This is a genomic window from Streptomyces cinnamoneus (assembly GCF_014650495.1).
In the GTDB taxonomy this organism is placed as follows: Bacteria; Actinomycetota; Actinomycetes; order Streptomycetales; family Streptomycetaceae; genus Streptomyces; species Streptomyces cinnamoneus.
This window is the reverse complement of record NZ_BMVB01000002.1, coordinates 335,843-355,664: the sequence shown is the minus strand read 5'-3', so window position 1 is coordinate 355,664 and position 19,822 is coordinate 335,843. Positions and strand designations below refer to the sequence as shown.

Here is a 19,822-nt window from a genome sequence, read left to right as displayed (position 1 = left end):
TGTCATGGGCCACTACAAGTCGAATCTCCGCGATATCGAGTTCAACCTCTTCGAGGTTCTCGGCCGCGACAAGCTGTACGGCTCCGGTCCGTTCGCGGAGATGGACGTCGAGACCGCCAAGGACATCCTGTCGGAGATCACGCGCCTCTCGGAGAACGAGCTGGCCGAGTCCTTCGCCGACGCCGACCGCAACCCCCCGGTCTTCGACCCCGAGACCAACACCGCCCCGGTTCCGGACACCTTCAAGAAGAGCTACCAGGCGTACATGGACGCCGAGTGGTGGCGTCTGGGCATCCCGGAGGAGATCGGCGGCACCACCGCCCCGCGCTCGCTGATCTGGGCCTACGCCGAGTCCATCCTGGGTTCCAACCCGGCCATCTGGATGTACTCCTCGGGCCCGGCCTTCGCCGGCATCCTCTTCGAGGAGGGCACCGAGCAGCAGAAGCACATCGCGAAGATCGCGGTGGAGAAGCAGTGGGGCTCCACCATGGTGCTGACCGAGCCGGACGCCGGCTCGGACGTGGGCGCCGGCCGCACCAAGGCCGTCAAGCAGGAGGACGGCACCTGGCACATCGAGGGCGTGAAGCGCTTCATCACCTCCGGTGAGCACGACATGGCGGAGAACATCTTCCACTACGTCCTCGCCCGCCCCGAGGGCCACGGCCCGGGCACCAAGGGCCTGTCCCTCTTCCTCGTGCCGAAGTTCGAGTTCGACTGGGAGACCGGCGAGCTGGGCGCGCGCAACGGCGTCTACGCCACCAACGTCGAGCACAAGATGGGCCTCAAGGCGTCCAACACGTGCGAGATGACCTTCGGCGACAAGCACCCCGCCAAGGGCTGGCTCATCGGCGAGAAGCACGACGGCATCCGCCAGATGTTCATGATCATCGAGTTCGCCCGCATGATGGTCGGCACGAAGGCGATCGCCACCCTCTCCACCGGCTACCTCAACGCGCTGGAGTACGCCAAGGAGCGCGTGCAGGGCCCGGACCTGGCCAACTTCATGGACAAGACCGCGCCCAAGGTCACCATCACCCACCACCCCGACGTGCGCCGCTCGCTGATGACGCAGAAGGCGTACGCGGAGGGCATGCGCGCCCTGGTGCTCTACACCGCCTCCGTCCAGGACGAGATCATGGTCAAGGAGGCCGCGGGCGAGGACGCCAAGGCGCTGCACGGCCTCAACGACCTGCTCCTGCCGATCGTCAAGGGCTACGGCTCCGAGAAGTCCTACGAGCAGCTCGCCCAGTCGCTGCAGACCTTCGGCGGCTCCGGGTACCTGCAGGAGTACCCGATCGAGCAGTACATCCGCGACGCGAAGATCGACACCCTCTACGAGGGCACCACGGCGATCCAGGGCCAGGACTTCTTCTTCCGGAAGATCGTCCGTGACCAGGGCCAGGCCCTGAACACCCTCTCCGAGGAGATCAAGAAGTTCCTGGCCTCCGAGGCCGGCGGCGAGGACCTGGCCGGTGCCCGCGGTGCGCTCGCCAAGGCCGCGGTGGACCTGGAGGCGATCGTCGGCAAGATGATCACCGACCTCACCGCCACCGGCGAGGACGTCAAGAACATCTACAAGGTCGGTCTGAACACCACCCGCCTGCTGCTGGCCTCCGGTGACGTCGTCGTCTCCTACCTGCTCCTCAAGGGCGCGGCCGTGGCCGCCGAGAAGCTCGCCGACGCCTCCGCCAAGGACAAGGCGTTCTACACCGGCAAGATCGCGGCGGCGAAGTTCTTCACGACCGAGATCCTGCCGCGCGTCTCCGTCGAGCGCTCGCTCGCCGAGGCCGTCGACAACTCCCTGATGGAGCTGGACGAGGCCGCGTTCTAGCCGACCCCCTGCGAACCGTTGGACAAGGGCAAGAGCCGGGCGCCGAAAGGCCCGCCCGGCTCTTGCCCTGATCCTTATCCTGAGGCCATGAGCTCTGCGCACCGCTTCGACCGCGGCCACACCGACGACCTGATGACCTTTCTGGCGGCCAGCCCGTCGCCGTACCACGCGGTGGCAGGCACCGCCGAGCGGCTGGAGAAGGCCGGTTTCCGTCAGGTCGCGGAGACCGACGCGTGGGACGGCACGACCGGCGGCAAGTACGTGACGCGCGGTGGCGCGATCATCGCCTGGTACGTGCCCGAGGGCGCGGGCCCCGCCACCCCGTTCCGCATCGTCGGGGCGCACACCGACTCCCCCAACCTGCGCGTCAAGCCGCTGCCCGACACCGGTGCGCACGGCTGGCGGCAGGTCGCCGTCGAGCTCTACGGCGGCACGCTGCTCAACACCTGGCTCGACCGCGACCTCGGCCTGTCCGGCCGGCTGACCCTGCGGGACGGCAGCCACCACCTCGTCAACGTCGACCGGCCGCTGCTGCGCGTGCCCCAGCTCGCCGTCCACCTCGACCGCGGGGTCAACCAGGACGGCCTCAAGCTCGACAAGCAGCGCCACATGACGCCCGTCTGGGGCCTGGGCGAGGTGGGCGAGGGCGACCTGATCCGCTTCGTCGCCGAAGAGGCCGGCGTCGCCGCCGAGGAGGTCGCCGGCTGGGACCTGATGACGCACAGCGTCGAGGCGCCCGCCTACCTCGGCCGCGACCGCGAGCTGCTGGCCGGCCCCCGCATGGACAACCTGCTGTCGGTGCACGCGGGCCTCGCCGCCCTCATCGCCGCGAGCGCCTCCGCGAACCTGTCGTACATCCCCGTGCTGGCCGCCTTCGACCACGAGGAGAACGGCAGCCAGTCCGACACCGGCGCCGAGGGCCCGCTGCTCGGCAACGTCCTGGAGCGCTCCGTCTTCGCACGCGGCGGTGCCTACGAGGACCGGGCCCGCGCGTTCGCCGGCACCGTCTGCCTCTCCTCCGACACCGGCCACGCCGTCCACCCCAACTACTCCGAGCGGCACGAGCCGGGCCACCACCCGATGCCCAACGGCGGCCCGATCCTCAAGGTCAACGTCAACCAGCGGTACGCCACCGACGGCGGCGGGCGGGCCGTGTTCGCCGCCGCGTGCGAGCGGGCGGGCGTGCCGATGCAGCACTTCGTCTCCAACAACGCGGTGGCCTGCGGCACGACCATCGGCCCCATCACCGCCGCGCGGCACGGCATCTCCACCGTCGACATCGGCGTCGCGATCCTGTCCATGCACTCCGCGCGCGAGCTGTGCGGCGCCGAGGACCCCCACCTGCTCGCGTCCGCGCTGACCGCCTTCCTGGAAGGCTGATATACAGCCCCCCGAGACGCATCACCGATCGAACGTCCCACCGGGGGAACCATCATGACCAGCCGTAACCTTCGGATCGCCGCCGCGCTCGCCGTGGCCGCCCTGACCCTCACCGCCTGCGGCGGCGGTGGGGGCGGCACGAAGGAGAAGGCCGACAAGGCCGCACCCACCTCGGCCGCGACCGGCTCCACCGGACCGGCGTCCGCCGCTCCCGAGCCCGTCGTCCCGACGCCCGAGAACCCCTGCGGCGGCGCCCTCAAGGTCGAGGTCAGGGCGGCGAAGTCCCCCGCCGGGCACGCCCTGCTGACGGCGACCAACACCTCCGACAAGATCTGCTTCGTCGACGGCTTCCCCTACCTGCGCTTCGACCAGGACCAGGCCACCGTCGCCCCCGTCGAGGAGAGCGCGACGCAGGACAGGATCGCGGTCCGCCCCGGCAAGGCCGCGTACGCCGCGATCCTGACCACCGCCGCCGACGGCTCGGGTGGCAAGGGCCGCGACGTCAGCCGGCTCTCGGTCACCTTCCAGGCACCCGACCGCCTCAAGCTGGATCCCCTCCCGGGCGCCCCGGCCCGGCCGGCCCTGCCGGACGGGAAGCTGCACGTGGACGACAAGGTCCGCACGACGTACTGGATGTACGACGAGGCCCACGCCCAGGAGTGGGTGGGCCCCGCCGCCAAGCCCGCCATGTGATTCGCCGCCCCGGCCCGGGGTACCCGCACTCGTGCCCGACCGGCGAGCCCTCCGGCCCGCCGACACGGCCCATTACTCCGGGAGGCGTTTCCCATGGGCATGGGATGGTGCATCGCTCTGATCGCGGCGGGGGGCATCCTCACGTTCGCGGTCGACTGGCACATGCAGGGCATCAACGTCACCCTGGTGGGCCTGATCCTCATGGCGGCGGGCGTCCTCGGCCTGTGCGCCTACGTGAGCATCTTCAAGCGGCGCCGGGTACAGCCGCCGCCCCCGGCGGCCCCCGTCGTCGAGGAGGACCACCGGTTCGTCCGCTGACCGGTCAGCCGTCGAGGCCCGCCAGCACCAGCGGCAGCCGGCCCGCGCCACCGGCGACGACCCGCACCGGGACGCCCCAGTCCTGCTGGTGCATGTGGCAGGCGGGGTACTCGTTGGCCGGGTCGTCGTCGCACGACGCCGCCATCGCCGAGACGTGCAGCACGCCCTCGGTCACCCCGTCCGCCAGCACCAGCTCGCGGTGCAGGTCCGTGCCCTGCCCGGCGCCCTCCGCGAGCAGGCCGGGCGGCGTGGAGCTGACGAGCAGGCGCGTGGACGGCCCGTAGCGGGTGTCCAGCTTCTGGCCCGCCGGGGCCTGGAAGACCACGTCCAGCAGCAGCGTGCCGGGGGCCACCTCCGTCGCCTCCCGCTGCGTGCGGTGGGCGACCGCCTCGATGCGCACCGCCTCCTCCGGCAGCCGCAGCCGCGTCAGCCGGTGCCGGGCCGACTCCACCACGACGATGTCGTCGTCGACGAGGACGGCGTCCGACGGCTCCCGCAGGTCCGTCGCCAGGGTCGTCACCTCGCCCGTCGCCGGGTCGAAGCGGCGCAGCGCGTGGTTGTAGGTGTCCGCCACCGCCACCGAGCCGTCGGGCAGGGCGGTGACCCCGAGCGGGTGCTGCAGGAGCGCCTGCGCGGCGGCGCCGTCACGGTGGCCGAAGTCGAAGAGGCCGGTGCCGACGGCGGTGCGGACGACGAAACGGTCGCCGTCGCGCTCGACCCAGCGCACCGCCGAGGTCTCGGAGTCGGCCACCCACAGCCGGTCCCCGGTGGCGGCCAGCCCGGAGGGCTGGGCGAACCACGCCTCGGCCGCCGGGCCGTCCACCAGGCCCTCGTTGGTGGTGCCGGCCGCCGCCCCGACGGTGGCCGTGGCCGGGTCGTACGTCCACAGCTGGTGGACGCCCGCCATGGCGATCCACAGCCGGTCCGCGAACCAGGCCACGTCCCAGGGCGAGGACAGCGCGACGTCGCGGGCGGGCCCGGAGGTGGGCTGCCCCTGCATCCACTGGCGGCCGGTGCCGGCGACGGTCCCCACGCTGCCGTCGGCCGGGTCGTAGGTGCGCAGCGCGTGGTTGACGGTGTCGGCGACGATCACCGTGCCGTCCGGCAGCAGGGCGAGGCCCTGCGGCTCGCTGAAGCGCGCGGGGCTGTCGCTGAAGCCGCGCTCGCCGGTGCCGGTGCGGCGCACGACCGTCTCGCCGTCCGCAGCCAGCTCGACCAGCTGGTGCCGGGTGGTGTCCGTGACGAGGAGGTTCCCCGACGGCAGGCGCAGCGCCTTGCCGGGGAAGCGCAGGTCGGTGGCGACGGGCTCGGGGGCGACGTAGGGGCCGTCGCCGCGGCGCAGGGTGCCCTTGGCCTCGTGCTCGGCCTCCAGCTCGGCGACGAGCGCCTCCAGGGCGTGGGCGTGGCCCTCGCCGGCGTGCTGGGCGACGACGTAGCCCTCGGGGTCGATGACGACGAGGGTGGGCCAGGCGCGGACGGCGTACTGCTTCCACGTGGCGAGCTCGGGGTCGTCGAGGACGGGGTGGTGCACCTCGTAGCGCTCGACGGCGTCGACGACCGCCTGGTGTTCGGCCTCGTGCACGAACTTCGGCGAGTGCACACCGATGATCACGACGGTGTCGCGGTGCTTCTCCTCCAGCTCGCGCAGCTCGTCCAGGACGTGCAGGCAGTTCACGCAGCAGAACGTCCAAAAATCCAAGATCAATACGCGACCTCGGAAGTCGGCGAGCGTCAGATCCTTCCCGCCGGTGTTGATCCATCCGCCCTTGCCGATCAGCTCGGGGGCACGGACACGGGCACGTCGGGGGGACGCGGGCGCAGGGGCGGCATCGTTCATGCTTCAAGCTTGCCATCCGCCTGTGAACGCAGGATCACGCCCGTACGAAGCACCTGCTCAGGGCATGCGCTCCGCCATGGCGACTTCCGAGAACTCCCGGAGGAAGGTCATGTGATCCGTCCGGCGGTCTGCTGGACGCACATGTCAGTACGTCCGTCCCCGTTCCCGGTCACCGCCCCGCGACCGTCTCTCGCCGCCCAGACGATCCGGCAACGCTCGTCACCGTCGAACCTGACGCCCACCTTCCCGCGCCGGACTTCCACGCGATCGATCGCGAGGCCGAGGCGTGCCCGCCTTCCGCCCGTATCGTCGGCTTCCCAGGCTGCCCGCAGGAGGCCAGCATCCAGGAGGGGAGAGATGTCGACGGAAGGTGTCGGCATCCTCAGCAGATCTGCACTCAGCCCCTCGATCCGGTCGCGAAGCCGTCCGGCGAGCCGGTAGGGGACGGCAGGCGTGACAGGAACGCCCGGGTCACGTAGTCGTCGATGCTCTCCACCCGAGCCGGGACACCGGAGCATCCACGCCCCATCCGGTGGCTGGAGCACTGGTACGACGTGCCGGCCTTGCCCATCCGGGCCCCGCAGAGACCACAGCGCGCTATGCCGGTGAGCAGCGACTTCCCTTGCTTGTGCCCATGGCGCTTCCCCGCCAGAGGGAACGTGCGCGCTTCAAGCTGGCGGAGGATGAGTTCGCGCTCCCCGACCGTGATGATCCCCTCGCCGACACTCACGGTTTCGAGCGTCTCCGGGTCTCGGTAGGGAGAGACCCGGTTCAGGTACTTCCGTGTTCCGTCCGCTGAGGAGTGCTCACATCGGTTCAGGAAATCCAGAAGTCCAGGATGGCAATGTGCCCTCAGGCCGGCGCAGGTGAGGTCGTGACCGCCGGTGTTCAGCCAGCCGCTCCGGTCTCAGGAGCGCAGGACGCGGTCCTTGAGCGCCGGGAAGTCCTCGCGGATCGCCGCCACCCGGTCCGGGTCGAGGTCCACGGTCAGCACCTCCTCGCCCGCCCCCGCCTCGGCGAGGACCTCGCCCCAGGGGTCGACGACGATGCTGTGCCCGGCCTGCTCGACGCCCGCGTGCGTGCCCGCGGTGCCGCAGGCCAGGACGTAGGACTGGTTCTCCAGCGCCCGGGCCCGGGCGAGCAGCGTCCAGTGCTCACGGCGCCGGGCCGGCCAGCCCGCGGGGACGACGAAGAGCTGTGCGCCCTCGTCGACCAGGGCCCGGAACAGCTCGGGGAAGCGCAGGTCGTAGCAGGTCGCCAGGCCCGCGGTGATCTCCGGCAGGCGGACGGTCACGGGCTCGGTGCCGGCGTCCATCAGGACGGCCTCGCCCTTGTCGAAGCCGAAGCGGTGGATCTTGCGGTAGGCGGCGGCCCGCTCCCCGGAGGGGGAGAAGACGAGCGAGGTGTTGTAGAGCGGGCTGCCGTCCGCGGCGGGGGCGTCGGCGGGCGCCGTCCGTTCGACGATGGAGCCCGCGTGCAGCCAGACGCCCGCGTCGCGGGCGGCCTGCGCCATGGCGGTGGCCGTCGGGCCGTCCAGCGGCTCGGCGCCGGGGGCGAAGGACTCGTAGGCGAAGGCACCCACCGTCCACAGCTCCGGCAGCACCACGAGGTCGCTGCCGCGCTGCTCGCGCACGAGGGCGGCCGCGCGGGCGCGGCGCGCGTCAACCGGCTCGGCCGGGTCGACGCCCAACTGGATCAACGACGCGCGCACAGTACCACCACTCTCCGCATCCCTCACCCGAAACCTCTGCCGGGGCGACCACGGGCAGCGTAACTTAACTGCATAGGACCCAGACAGCACTTGCTTCGCACGTACGCACGCCCCCGCCCTGCCGTTCAGCAACGCCCGAGGGATCAGCCCGTGACAGTCCACCCCAGCCTCCAGCCCGCGATCGATGCCTGGACCCACTCGATCGACGCCATCAACGAGTTGGTGAACCTCCTCGCCGCGAGCGACTGGAACCGGGCGACCGAGTGCCCGGGCTGGTCGGTGCGCGACGTGGTCTCGCACGTCATCGGGGTCGAGTGCGAAATGATGGGCGAGCCACGGCCGATCCACACCCTGCCGCGCGATCTGCGGCACGTCACCGACGAGTTCTCCCGCTACATCGAGGTCCAGGTCGACGTGCGGCGCTGTCACACCGCGCTGGAGATGACCTCGGAGCTCGACTACACGATCATCCGGCGCTCGCGGCAGCTGCGCAACGAGCACCGCTCCCCGCAGACGCCGGTCCGCTGGCCTCTGGGCAGCGGCGTCGAGCGCACCCTCGAACGGACGCTGCAGCTGCGGGCGTTCGACGTGTGGACGCACGAGCAGGACCTGCGCCGTGCCCTCGGCATGCCGGGCAACCTGGACTCGCCCGGCGCGGTCGTCGCCCAGGAGCACCTGCTGGAGGCGCTGCCGGGTGTGGTGGCCCAGAACGCGGGCGCGCGGCCCGGGTCGACGGTGGCCTTCGACGTGCACGGGCCGCTGGAGTTCCTGCGGACCGTGCGCGTGGGGCCGCAGGGCAGGGGGACGATCGACAGCAGCGTCTCGCTGGGGCCGACGGTGACGCTCTCGCTGGACTGGGAGACCTACGCCCGGCTGGCGTGCGGCCGGGTGCGGCCGGAGGCGGTGGCGGACCGCATCGAGGTCGAGGGCGACCAGGAGCTGGCCGGCGCCATCCTGCGGAGGTTCGCGGTCACGCCCTGAGGCCGCCGCTGTCCGGCCGTACGGGCACGTGCACGGTCTCCACGCGGGACGCCACGACGCGCTCCCGCTCGCGCCGCTGCGCCTGGCCGCGCAGCCGCAGGATCTGCGACAGGCCCAGTCCTTGGAGGACGAACACGCAGGCGAAGGCCGTGCCGTAGTCGCCGCCGGTCCAGTCGAGCAGCAGCCCCACGGCCAGCAGCGTGGTGATGGAGGCGAGGAAGCCGCCCATGTTGACGATGCCGGAGGCGGTGCCCTGCCGCTCGGGCGGGTTGGCGGGACGGGCGAAGTCGAAGCCGATCATCGAGGCGGGCCCGCAGGCGCCGAGCACCGTGCACAGCGTGATCAGCAGCCACCGGGGGGCGTGCTCCCCCGGCCAGCCGATGGCCGCCGCCCACAGCAGGGCCGTCGCACCGAGGGTGCCGAGGACGAGCGGCAGCCGGGCCGCGTGGTGGCGGCCGACGATCTGCCCGTAGACGAGGCCGACGGCCATGTTGGCCAGCACGACCAGCGTCAGCAGGGAGCCGGCCGGGCCACGCGCCATCCCCTGGGCCTCCACCAGGAACGGCATCCCCCACAGCAACAGGAAGACCATGGCGGGGAACTGCGTGGTGAAGTGGACCCACAGGCCCAGCCGGGTGCCGGGCTCCCGCCACGCCAGAACGATCTGCTGCCGCACGGAGCCCTTGCCGGGGCGGGCGCCGGGGGCGGGTTCGAAGCCCTCGGGGTGGTCCTTGAGGAAGGCCAGCATCAGGACGAGCACGACGACGCCCGCGCCCGCGCTGCCGGCGAACGTCCGCGTCCAGCCGGCGTCGTGCAGCAGCCGGGCCAGGACGAGGGTGGAGACGAGGTTGCCCGCCATCCCGAACAGCGCCGCCACCTGCGCGATCATCGGGCCGTTGCGGGCGGGGAACCAGCGGGCGCCCAGGCGCAGCACGCTGATGAACGTCATCGCGTCGCCGCAGCCGAGCAGCGCCCGGCAGGCGAGGGCCGTGCCGTAGGAGTGGGCGAGGGCGAAGCCGAACTGGCCGGTGGTGAAGAGCACGACGCCCAGGGCGAGCACCTTCCGGGTGCCCAGCCGGTCGACCATGAGGCCGACGGGTATCTGCATGCCCGCGTAGACGAGCAGTTGGAGGATGGAGAACGTCGACAGCTCCGAGGCGTTGATGTCGAAGCGCTCGGCCGCGTCGATGCCAGCGACGCCGAGGCTGGTGCGGAAGATGATGGCGACGAAGTAGACCGCGACGCCGATCCCCCAGACGGCCATGGCCCGGCGGCCGCCGGGAGGGTCGCCGGGCAGTGCTGTGGAGCCTGAGCTCATCGGATGTCCCCCCGGGCCAGATTGCGTACCCAACTGACGTGCCGGTCGACGACGGCGGTGGCCGCCGCGGCGTCCCCGGAGCGCAGCGCCTCCAGGATCTCGGTGTGTTCGGCGATGTTCTTGGCGATCCGGTCGGGGTGCGCCTGCATGACGGCCACCCCCATGCGCAGCTGGCGGTCGCGCAGCTGCTCGTAGAGGCCGGAGAGGATGCGGTTGCCGGCGTTGCGCACGATCTCGGCGTGGAAGGCGCGGTCGCTGAGGGAGACGGCGGCGAGGTCGCCCGCGGCGGCCTGCCGGCGCATGTCCTCGACGAGTTCCTCCAGCCGGGCGATGAGCTGCGGCGGCGCGGGGACGGCCTTGCCGGCGGCGTGCTTCTCCACCAGCAGCCGGGTCTCCACCACGTCCGCGATCTCCTGTGCGGACACGGCGAGGACGAGCGCCCCCTTCTTCGGGTAGAGCTTGAGCAGCCCCTCCGCCTCCAGCCGCAGCAGCGCCTCGCGGACGGGCGTGCGGGAGACCCCCACGGCCTCCGCCAGATCGCCTTCGGTCAGGAGCGTGCCGCCTTCGTAACGCCGTTGCAGTACGGCGTCCTTGACGTGCGCGTACACGCGCTCGGCGGCGGGGGGTCGTCTGACCTGGACGGCGGGCGCGGATGGCATGCGCACAGCATAGATACAACACAGATGCGTGGAGAGGCCCCGTCCGCGATCCGGACGATCGCGCGCCCGCGGCGGTGCTCGTTCAGATGCCGGCCCAGCCGTCGGCCGGGGTGATGAAGACGAACCTCAGGTCGGTGCGCTGTATGGGCAGCAGGACATGGCTCGTCACACGTATCTCGCGGCGGCCGTGGTACGGCAGGCGCAGCCGGAAGACGTGGCCGTCGCGGTGCTCGACCACGTCGTACTCCTCGGCCCATATGCGCCGGCAGTCCGCGTCGGCGTCGAGTATCTCCTCGACGAGGGCGCGCAGCTCGCCGTTGCCGGGGTTGCTGTTGGCGGCGACGCGGAGCATGGCGAGGTAGATGCGGGCGCAGCTGTCCTCCCAGTCGAGCATCTGCTCGCGCGCCTCGGGGTGCAGCAGGGCCCAGCGCATGAGGTTGGGCTTGGGGCGCAGCACCCAGGGAAACCATTCGCCCATGAGGGAGTTGGCCGCGACGACGTTCCAGGCCAGGTCGGAGAGGTAGGCGGGATAGGAGACCTGCTGTTCCAGCAGGGCCTTGACGCCCCGCGGCAGGTCGGTCTGCTCCCGGCCCGAACCCGGCGGCCTGCGGCCGCAGACGGCCAGGAAGAGCGTGAGCGTCTCCGCCTCGCTCAGCCGCAGTGCCTGGGCGACCCGCAGGAGGAAGTTCTCGGAGAAGTCCTGCCGCCGGCCGGCCTCCAGCGCCCGGTACCAACCCTCGCTGACGCCCGTCATGCGGGCGACATGCGCCTGGGAGAGTCGCCGGCCGGGACGCGGGACGACGCCGCGCAGCTCGCGCACGGTTCTCGCGTCGATCCGGCCGCGCCAGGCACGAAGCAGACGGCTGATGGATTCGCCATCCACACGCTCCACTGCGCCCTCCAAATCCGACAGTGCAAGTGTCGGTCATTGTTAAGTAAATTGCACAGCACGGGCCATTCCACCTCCCGACCAGGGGCGGAGTGCGTCCCGAGGCCGCTCCGTACACAGACAGAGGGCCCGGACAGCCACTCTCTCCTCACGGGAGGGGGGTGAGGAGTGATGTCCGGGCCCTCTGTCTTACCTGCGCGGCCCGTCACGGGGGTGCGGGCCGCGCAGGGATCACGCCCAGGTGATCAGTCGCTGGGGGTTCTCCAGGACCGCCGCGATGTCGGCGAGGAACTTCGAGCCCAGCTCGCCGTCGATCAGGCGGTGGTCGAAGGAGAGCGCCAGCGTGGTGACGTGGCGCGGCTTGACCTTGCCCTTGTGCACCCACGGCTGGAGCTTGATCGCGCCGACGGCCAGGATCGCGGACTCGCCCGGGTTGAGGATGGGCGTGCCGGTGTCGACGCCGAAGACGCCGACGTTGGTGATCGTGAGCGTGCCGCCCGACATGTCGGCGGGGGAGGTCTTCCCCTCACGGGCCGTGGCGACCAGGTCGGCCAGGGCCTGCGACAGCTCCGGGAGCGTCTTGGCCTGGGCCTCCTTGATGTTCGGCACGATCAGGCCGCGCGGGGTGGCGGCGGCGATGCCCAGGTTCACGTAGTCCTTGCGGACGATCTCCTGGTTCGCCTCGTCCCAGGCGGCGTTGACGTCGGGGTGCCGCCTGACCGCCACGAGCAGCGCCTTGGCGACGAGCAGGAGCGGGTTGACCCGCAGCCCGGCCATGTCGGGGTCGTCCTTGAGCTTCTGGACGAGCTTCATCGTGCGCGTGACGTCGACGGTGACGAACTCCGTGACGTGCGGCGCGGTGAAGGCGCTGGCCACCATCGCCTGGGCGGTCGCCTTGCGGACGCCCTTGACGGGGATGCGGGTCTCGCGCGCCGCCTGAGCGACGGCCGGGGCCGCGGGCGCCGCGGCCTGCGGCGCCACCGGCTCGGCGGCGGCCGGTGCGGTGGTCAGGGCCGCGTGGACGTCCTCGCGGGTGACGACCCCGCCGGGGCCGGTCGGGACGACCGCGGCCAGGTCGACGCCGAGGTCCTTGGCCAGCTTGCGCACCGGCGGCTTGGCCAGCGGCCGGGCGCCGGGCACGACGGGCGCGGCCGGAGCGGCGGGGGCCGGCACCACGGGGGCGGCCGGGGCCGCGTGCCCGTTGAGCTCCGCCTGGATCCCGGCGGCGAACGTCGCCTGCGGCGCCGCGGCACAGGCACCCGCCTGCTCGCGGACGGCCGGGCGCGTCCCGGTGACGGCCGCCTTGCGCGGCCTGCGCTTGGTCGAGGACGGCGCGGCGCCGTAGCCGACGAGCACGGCCTGGCGGCCCTGCTGCTCCGGCTCGGCCTCCTCCGCCAGGGCGGACGCCGCGCTCTTCTCCGCGTGGGCCGCGGTCGAGGCGGGGGCCTCCTCCGCGGGCCCCGCGCCGGGCTGGGTGTCCACCGAAATGATCACCTGGCCGACGTCGACCGTCGTGCCCTCGGGGAAGCGCAGCTCGTGGACCACGCCGTCGAAGGGGATCGGCAGCTCGACGGCCGCCTTGGCGGTCTCGACCTCGCAGACCACCTGGCCGTCGGTGACGGTGTCACCGACGTTCACGTACCACTTGAGGATCTCGGCCTCGGTCAGTCCCTCGCCCACGTCGGGCATCTTGAACTCACGGAAGCGCTGACCGGTGTTGGCGGTGCTTGTCATCGTCACGACTCTCCCTCTGCCCTAGTACGCCAGCGCGCGGTCGACGGAGTCGAGCACGCGGTCGAGGCCGGGCAGGTACTCGTCCTCCAGCCGGGACGGCGGGTAGGGCGCGTGGTAGCCGCCGACCCGCAGGACGGGGGCCTCCAGGTGGTAGAAGCAGCGCTCGGTGATCCGGGCGGCGATCTCGGCGCCGGAACCGAAGAAGACGGGGGCCTCGTGGACGACGACCAGGCGGCGGGTCTTCTCCACCGACCGCTGGATGGCGTCGAAGTCGATGGGCGAGACCGAGCGCAGGTCGAGGACCTCCAGGGACTTGCCCTCCTCCGCGGCCGCGGCCGCGGCCTCCAGGCACGTCTTGACCATCGGCCCGTACGCGACGAGCGTCAGGTCGGTGCCCTCGCGGACCGTGCGGGCGGCGTGCAGCGGGCCCGGGATCGCGGTCGTGTCGACGTCGCCACGGTCGTGGTAGCGGCGCTTGGGCTCGAAGTAGATGACCGGGTCGTCGCTCTGGATGGCCTGCTGCATCATCCAGTACGCGTCGGCGGCGTTCGACGGCGAGATCACCTTCAGGCCGGCGACGTGCGCGAACAGCGCCTCCGGGGACTCGCTGTGGTGCTCGACCGCACCGATCGCACCGCCGTAGGGGATGCGGATGACCACGGGCAGCTTGATCTTGCCGAGCGCACGGGCGTGCATCTTGGCCAGCTGCGTGACGATCTGGTCGTAGGCCGGGAACACGAACCCGTCGAACTGGATCTCCACCACCGGGCGGTAGCCGCGCAGGGCCATGCCGATGGCGGTGCCGACGATGCCGGACTCGGCCAGCGGGGTGTCGATGACCCGCTCTTCGCCGAAGTCCTTCTGCAGCCCGTCGGTGACGCGGAAGACGCCGCCGAGCTTGCCGACGTCCTCGCCCATGACGAGGACCTTGGGGTCGGTCTCCAGGGCGGTGCGCAGGGAGGCGTTGATCGCCTTGGCGATCGTGAGCTTCTGGGTGCTCATGGTCAGTTGGTCTCCTCTGCGAACGAAGCCTGGTACGCGACGAACTGCGCGCGCTCCTCGTCGACGAGCGCGTGCCCGTCGGCGTAGGTGTGCTCGAACATCGCCATGTCCTCGGGGTCGGGCATGGTGCGCACGGTGTCCCGTACCCGCTTGGCGAGCGCGTCGCTCTCCGTCTCCAGCGCGGCGAAGAACGCCTCGTCGGCCAGGCCCTGCTTCTCCAGGTGGGCGCGCAGGCGCAGGATCGGGTCCTTCGCCTCCCACAGCTCGCGCTCCTCGTCGAGGCGGTAGCGCGTGGGGTCGTCCGAGGTGGTGTGGGCGCCCATGCGGTAGGTGAACGCCTCGATGAGCATCGGGCCCTCGCCGGTGCGGGCGCGGTCCAGCGCGGCCTTGGTCACGGCGAGGACGGCCAGCACGTCGTTGCCGTCCACCCGGACGCCGGGGAAGCCGTAGCCCTGGGCGCGCTGGTAGAGCGGAACGCGGGTCTGCCGCTCGGTGGGCTCGGAGATCGCCCACTGGTTGTTCTGGCAGAAGAAGACGACCGGTGCGTTGTACACGGCCGCGAAGGTGAACGCCTCGGCCACGTCGCCCTGGCTGGAGGCGCCGTCGCCGAAGTAGGCGATGACGGCCGAGTCGGCGCCGTCCTTGGCGACGCCCATGGCGTAGCCGGTGGCGTGCAGCGCCTGCGAGCCGATGACGATCGTGTACAGGTGGAAGTTGTTCTCGTTGGGGTCCCAGCCGCCGTGGTTCACGCCGCGGAACATGCCCAGCAGGTTCGTGGGGTCGACCCCGCGGCACCAGGCCACGCCGTGCTCGCGGTAGGTCGGGAACACGTAGTCGTCGTCGCGGGTCGCGCGGCCGGAGCCGATCTGGGCGGCCTCCTGACCGAGCAGCGAGGCCCACAGGCCCAGCTCGCCCTGCCGCTGCAGGGTCGTCGCCTCGCCGTCGAAGCGGCGGGTCAGCACCATGTCCCGGTACAGGCCGCGCAGTTCCTCGGGCGACAGGTCGATGGAGTAGTCGGGGTGCTCGACCCGCTCGCCTTCCGGCGTCAGCAGCTGTACGAGTTCGGGCTCACCGGCCGCCTTCTTGGCGCCGGCCCGCTTGCTGCTGCGTCGCGGCTTGCGCGCGGCAGTGCTGTCCACGGTCACGTGTGCTCCTCCGTCTGTCCGGCCCCCGGGGTCGCCGGTGGCCAGAGGGGGTCCCTCCGCCGTGGGGCGGAGAGAGGCTCGCCCGATCCCCGACGGCACACGGGGTGGGTGTGCCGAGGCCGGAACCGGGCGTGACAGGTGCCCCGGCGAATGGCCTGCAATATGCACGTTACCCAGTGGGCGGCATTCCTGCGAAACCCCACCTGACCTGCGACTTTGCTTGGATTTCCAAGTAAATCGAGAAAGGCGGGCCAATGCGGAGTGCCAATCCACAGGTCAGCGCCTTGCAGACCGCCGGAACGGGGGCACGTTATCCCGGAGGACAAGGGCGGGGGAAGACTTCATGTGTGAGACTGGCAGCGTGCGCGAACAACGAAAAATCACGGTATTTCTGCTTGACGACCATGAAGTCGTACGTCGCGGCGTCCACGAGATGCTCTCCGTCGAGGAGGACATCGAGGTGGTCGGCGAGGCCGGCACCGCCGCGGACGCACTCGTGCGCATTCCCGCCACCCGGCCCGACGTCGCCGTACTGGACGTACGCCTTCCGGATGGCAGCGGAGTCGAAGTATGCCGTGAGATCCGTTCGCAGGACGAAAACATCAAATGCCTGATGCTGACCTCCTACGCCGACGACGAAGCCCTCTTCGACGCCATCATGGCGGGCGCCGCGGGCTATGTCCTCAAGGCCATTCGCGGCAATGAGCTGCTCTCGGCCGTCCGCGACGTGGCCGCCGGGAAATCCCTGCTGGACCCCGTGGCGACCGCCCGCGTCCTGGCGAGACTGCGCGACGGCAAGACCACCGGCGGCGACGACCGGCTCGCCTCCCTCACCGACCAGGAGCGCCGCATCCTGGACCTCATCGGCGAGGGCCTGACCAATCGCGCCATCGGCGAGCGGCTGCACCTGGCCGAGAAGACCATCAAGAATTACGTCTCCAGCCTGCTGTCCAAGCTGGGCATGGAGCGCCGCTCCCAGGCCGCCGCGTACGTCGCCCGGCTGCAGGCCGAGAAGCGCTGAGCGGCCGGAGGGGGACTTACGTCCCCCGCACCCGGGCCGGGCGCCCCTACGGGGCCCGCGGGACGGCAGTGCACAGTGTTCCCATGACCACCGTGTCCCATGACGAATTCCGCGCGCTCGAACTGCTCGGCGGCACCCCTTACGGCAGGATCTCCGTCAGCATGCGCGCCCTGCCGTTCGTCACCGTGGCGCGGCACGTCGTCGTCGAGGGCCCGCCCCCGCGCGTCCTGCTGCGGCTGCACGGCGGCTTCGGCTATGCCCAGGCGTGCGACGGCAGCGTGGTGGCCTACGGCGCCGACAATCTGGCCGAGCGGCGCGACGGCGAGGAATCCGTCTGGACCGTGCAATTCGTGGGTCAGGCACGCCTTTTCCGGCCCGGCCCGGACGAACTCGAACGCTTCGGGCGCCCACCGCACTCCGCCGACGACGCCCCTTTCATTCCCGAATACCTGTGCATAGAACCCCAGTTCATCACCCTGCACCGCCTTGAGGGCGTACCCGCGCGACGAGCCGCACACTCTGCGTGAATTAACATTTGGGGCGTGCCGCGCTCACTTGTCACCGATGCCCCCGTCGACACCGGACCGGACTTCGGCACCCTGTGCACACTCCTCGGCCGCTACGACGACGCCGGTGAACCCGTGGCCTGCGCCACCCTGACCGAGGGGCTCCTCAACCGCGGCTACCGCCTCTCCACCACCCGCGGCCGCTTCTTCCTCAAGCACCACCTGGACGGCGACCGGGACGCCATCGCCCGCCAGCACGACGTCACCCGCCGCCTGGGCGCCATGGGCCTGCCCGTCGCCCCGCCCGTCCCCACGGCCGACGGCGCCACCGTGACCGTCCTCGGCGGCCGCTGCTACGCCCTCCACCCCTGGATCGAGGGCCGCCACCGCGACGGCGGCGAGCTCACGGAGGCCCAGTCCCGCCGCCTCGGCGCACTCCTCGGCCACGTGCACACGTGCCTGGAAGAGGTCATGGAGGAGCCCGGAGGGGCCGCTGCGGGCCCGTCGGGCGCCTCGGACACCGCCGCCCGCCCGGAGGAGACCTTCACCCTCATCGAGGAGCTCCTGGCCCTCGTCAGGGACCGCCCCCGCGACACCTTCGACGAGCTGGCCGAGCACCGCCTCGTGGAACGGCGCGCCCTGCTGGAGCGGCACGCCCACCGCCGCCCGCCCGCCGCGGCCACCCCCGCCCGCGGCTGGGTGCACGGCGACTTCCACCCGCTCAACCTGCTCTACCGGGGCGGCGAGCCCGCCGCGATCGTCGACTGGGACCGGCTCGGGGTCCAGCCGCGGGCGGAGGAGGCCGTACGGGCCGCGGTGATCTTCTTCCTGAAGCCGGACGGCACGCTGGACCTGGCGAAGATACGGCCGTACTCCCGCGCCTACCGCCGCGCGACCGGCGCCGACGCGGCCGAGCTGGCCGCGGCCGTGCACCGGGTGTGGTGGGAGCGGCTCAACGACTTCTGGATGCTGCGCTGGCGCTACCAGCTCGGCGACCACCGCGCCGACCCGGGCTTCCCCGCGTCGGCGGCGCTGGCCGTGTGGTGGACGCGCGCGTACGAGTCCGTGCGCGCCGCCTTCACGGACTGAGCGCGCCCGGAAGGACCGGACGCGCTCAGGTGGTGCGGGCGGGCGGGCCTCAGCCCGCGGTGCCCATGCTGGTGTTGCCACCGGCGTTGGCGCCGGGGCTGGCCGGGCCGCCCGTGGGGTTCTTCGGGTCGTCCGTGACCGGGGTGGTCGGCTGGTTCGACGGCTTCGTCGGAGGCGTCGCCTCGCCCGTCGGGCCCGTGCTCGGGCCCTTGGACGGGCGGCTGTTCCAGTCGCCGGACGGCTCGTGGGACCGCTCCGGCGTGGTCCAGCCGTCGTCCTCGTTGCCCGTGTTGCCCGTGCTGCCCGTGCCGCCGGTGGGGCCGGTGTGCTTCGGCGGGTTCTTGCTCGCGTTGGGGCTGGGCGCCTTGGGGCTGGACGACTGCTTGTCGGTCGTCTTGTGGTCGTTGACCTTGCCCGCGTCCTGCTGCTTGATCATGAACGCGATGCCCGCCACGACCGCGACCACCGCGAGCGCGGCGATCAGCCACAGCTTGCTCTTGCCGCCGCCGCCCGGGCCGCGGCCGCCGTTGTAGCCGTCGAAGCCGCCGTCGTCGCCGCCCCGGCGGGGCAGGATCGGCTGCTGCGAGGTGGAGCCGTGCTGCGGGTGCTGCATGGCCGTGGTGGCGCCCATGCCGCCGCCCATGCCCATGCCGCCCAGGACCTGGGTGGAGGCGGTGGCGTGCTCGATCGGGCCGGTGTTCCACACGCCCGTGTGGCTGCCGGCGTCGTGCAGCATCTGCAGCGCGTACTGGACCAGCCCGCGCATCTCCTCGGCGCTCTGGAACCGGTCGTCCGGGTCCTTGGCGAGGGAACGCATGACGAGCCCGTCCAGCTCCGGCGGCACCGTCTCCAGCACCTGGGAGGGCGCCACGGGGGTGTCCTGGACGTGCTGGTAGACCACCGACAGCGGGGTCTCGCCGGTGAACGGCGGACGCAGCGCGAGCAGTTCGTACAGCAGGCAGCCGGTCGCGTAGAGGTCCGAACGGGCGTCGACGGTCTTGCCGAGCGCCTGCTCCGGGGAGAGGTACTGCGGCGTGCCCATGACCATGCCGGTCTGGGTCATGGTGGACGCCGCGCCGTGCAGGGCACGGGCGATGCCGAAGTCCATGACCTTGACCGCGCCCGTGTTGGTGATGATCACGTTGGCGGGCTTGATGTCGCGGTGCACGATGCCGTGCTGGTGGCTGTAGGCCAGCGCCTCCAGCACGCCCGAGACGATGATCAGCGCCTGCTCCGGCGGCGGGGCGTCGGCATTGAGCAGCAGGTCGCGGATGGTGCGGCCTTCGACCAGCTCCATGACGATGTACGGCACGACGTTGCGGCCGACGGTGTCCTCGCCGGAGTCGTAGACGGCGACGACGGCGTGGTGGTTCAGGCCGGCGACCGACTGTGCCTCGCGGGTGAAGCGGGCCTTGGAGACCGGGTCCTCGGCGAGGTCGGCGCGCAGCAGCTTGACCGCGACCGTCCGGCCGAGCCGTACGTCCTCGGCGGCGAAGACCTCGGCCATGCCGCCGCGGCCCAGGCGGTGGGTCAGGCGGTAGCGGCCGTCGCCGACCAGTCCGCCGTTACCCCACATTTCAGGCACATCGGGCATACCGCCCCCGTTGGCGTCAGGGTCGGACGGACCCTGGGCGCTCTGCGTCTGTGCCATCAGTCCTCGCCGTCGTGTGTGGTCCGCTCCGCTTCGCTTTCGCGTGAGAAGCGAAGC

Annotated in this window: 18 protein-coding genes; 8 read left to right on the top strand and 10 right to left on the bottom strand. The window is 71.6% G+C overall.

Annotated elements, in window-relative coordinates; translation table 11 throughout:
* Nucleotides 1-4 precede the first annotated feature (4 nt).
* The 4 genes from IE182_RS04155 (at nt 5) to IE182_RS04140 (ending at nt 4,222) form a co-directional block, all read left to right on the top strand.
* On the top strand, nt 5-1,831 hold the full coding sequence (locus IE182_RS04155; RefSeq protein WP_190108238.1) for an acyl-CoA dehydrogenase: 1,827 nt from the start codon (nt 5-7) through the stop codon (nt 1,829-1,831).
* An 87-nt stretch (nt 1,832-1,918) separates the two neighbouring features.
* On the top strand, nt 1,919-3,211 hold the full coding sequence (locus IE182_RS04150) for a M18 family aminopeptidase (protein ID WP_190108237.1): 1,293 nt from the start codon (nt 1,919-1,921) through the stop codon (nt 3,209-3,211).
* Between the two features lie 54 nt (nt 3,212-3,265).
* A complete protein-coding gene (locus IE182_RS04145) occupies nt 3,266-3,904 on the top strand; it encodes a DUF4232 domain-containing protein (RefSeq protein WP_190108236.1) in 639 nt (212 codons plus the stop codon).
* A 93-nt stretch (nt 3,905-3,997) separates the two neighbouring features.
* Nucleotides 3,998-4,222 carry a hypothetical protein gene (locus tag IE182_RS04140; protein WP_190108235.1) on the top strand — a complete coding sequence of 75 codons (225 nt, stop codon included), beginning with the start codon at nt 3,998-4,000 and terminating at the stop codon, nt 4,220-4,222.
* A gap of 4 nt (nt 4,223-4,226) precedes the next feature.
* Here IE182_RS04140 and IE182_RS04135 read toward each other — a convergent pair whose 3' ends face one another.
* From IE182_RS04135 to IE182_RS04125, 3 genes are all read right to left on the bottom strand, one after another.
* Nucleotides 4,227-6,059 (bottom strand): NHL domain-containing thioredoxin family protein, encoded by a 1,833-nt coding sequence (locus IE182_RS04135; RefSeq protein ID WP_190108234.1) that lies wholly within the window; start codon nt 6,057-6,059, stop codon nt 4,227-4,229.
* Nucleotides 6,060-6,456: 397 nt separating this feature from the next.
* On the bottom strand, nt 6,457-6,789 hold the full coding sequence (locus IE182_RS04130) for a recombinase zinc ribbon domain-containing protein (protein WP_190108233.1): 333 nt from the start codon (nt 6,787-6,789) through the stop codon (nt 6,457-6,459).
* 177 nt (nt 6,790-6,966) lie between these two features.
* The gene (locus IE182_RS04125) at nt 6,967-7,770 is read right to left on the bottom strand and encodes a carbon-nitrogen family hydrolase (protein ID WP_190108232.1); all 804 of its coding nucleotides are present in this window, start codon (nt 7,768-7,770) and stop codon (nt 6,967-6,969) included.
* 150 nt (nt 7,771-7,920) lie between these two features.
* On the opposite strand from IE182_RS04125, the gene IE182_RS04120 reads away from it, so the two are divergent.
* Complete coding sequence (locus IE182_RS04120; protein WP_190108231.1) at nt 7,921-8,751, top strand: maleylpyruvate isomerase family mycothiol-dependent enzyme; 831 nt, start codon at nt 7,921-7,923, stop codon at nt 8,749-8,751.
* Here IE182_RS04120 and IE182_RS04115 read toward each other — a convergent pair.
* The 6 genes from IE182_RS04115 to pdhA form a co-directional block, all read right to left on the bottom strand.
* Nucleotides 8,741-10,069, bottom strand: coding sequence for an MFS transporter (locus IE182_RS04115; RefSeq protein WP_190108230.1), 1,329 nt, complete (start codon nt 10,067-10,069; stop codon nt 8,741-8,743). The two genes, IE182_RS04120 and IE182_RS04115, sit on opposite strands and share 11 nt — an antisense overlap.
* Entirely contained in the window at nt 10,066-10,728 is a 663-nt protein-coding gene (locus tag IE182_RS04110; RefSeq protein WP_190108229.1) for a GntR family transcriptional regulator, read from the bottom strand. The genes IE182_RS04115 and IE182_RS04110 overlap by 4 nt, the downstream gene beginning before the upstream one ends.
* Nucleotides 10,729-10,810: 82 nt before the next feature.
* Nucleotides 10,811-11,620: a helix-turn-helix transcriptional regulator gene (locus IE182_RS04105; protein WP_190108228.1), complete on the bottom strand. Its 810-nt coding sequence runs from the start codon at nt 11,618-11,620 to the stop codon at nt 10,811-10,813.
* Between the two features lie 228 nt (nt 11,621-11,848).
* Nucleotides 11,849-13,351, bottom strand: coding sequence for a dihydrolipoamide acetyltransferase family protein (locus IE182_RS04100; RefSeq protein ID WP_190108227.1), 1,503 nt, complete (start codon nt 13,349-13,351; stop codon nt 11,849-11,851).
* Between the two features lie 21 nt (nt 13,352-13,372).
* On the bottom strand, nt 13,373-14,353 hold the full coding sequence (locus IE182_RS04095; protein WP_190108226.1) for an alpha-ketoacid dehydrogenase subunit beta: 981 nt from the start codon (nt 14,351-14,353) through the stop codon (nt 13,373-13,375).
* Between the two features lie 2 nt (nt 14,354-14,355).
* Nucleotides 14,356-15,498, bottom strand: coding sequence for a pyruvate dehydrogenase (acetyl-transferring) E1 component subunit alpha (gene pdhA, locus IE182_RS04090; protein WP_190108225.1), 1,143 nt, complete (start codon nt 15,496-15,498; stop codon nt 14,356-14,358).
* A 361-nt stretch (nt 15,499-15,859) separates the two neighbouring features.
* Here pdhA and IE182_RS04085 point away from each other — a divergent pair, with 361 nt between their 5' ends.
* The 3 genes from IE182_RS04085 to IE182_RS04075 all read left to right on the top strand — a co-directional run bounded on the left by IE182_RS04085 (nt 15,860) and on the right by IE182_RS04075 (nt 18,114).
* The gene (locus tag IE182_RS04085) at nt 15,860-16,519 is read left to right on the top strand and encodes a response regulator (RefSeq protein ID WP_308432057.1); all 660 of its coding nucleotides are present in this window, start codon (nt 15,860-15,862) and stop codon (nt 16,517-16,519) included.
* Between the two features lie 83 nt (nt 16,520-16,602).
* Nucleotides 16,603-17,046, top strand: coding sequence for a pyridoxamine 5'-phosphate oxidase family protein (locus IE182_RS04080; RefSeq protein ID WP_308432056.1), 444 nt, complete (start codon nt 16,603-16,605; stop codon nt 17,044-17,046).
* Nucleotides 17,047-17,061: 15 nt separating this feature from the next.
* Entirely contained in the window at nt 17,062-18,114 is a 1,053-nt protein-coding gene (locus tag IE182_RS04075) for a phosphotransferase (protein ID WP_190108223.1), read from the top strand.
* Nucleotides 18,115-18,163: 49 nt separating this feature from the next.
* On the opposite strand, the gene IE182_RS04070 is transcribed toward IE182_RS04075, so the two are convergent.
* Nucleotides 18,164-19,765 (bottom strand): protein kinase domain-containing protein, encoded by a 1,602-nt coding sequence (locus IE182_RS04070; protein ID WP_190108222.1) that lies wholly within the window; start codon nt 19,763-19,765, stop codon nt 18,164-18,166.
* Nucleotides 19,766-19,822 lie beyond the last annotated feature (57 nt).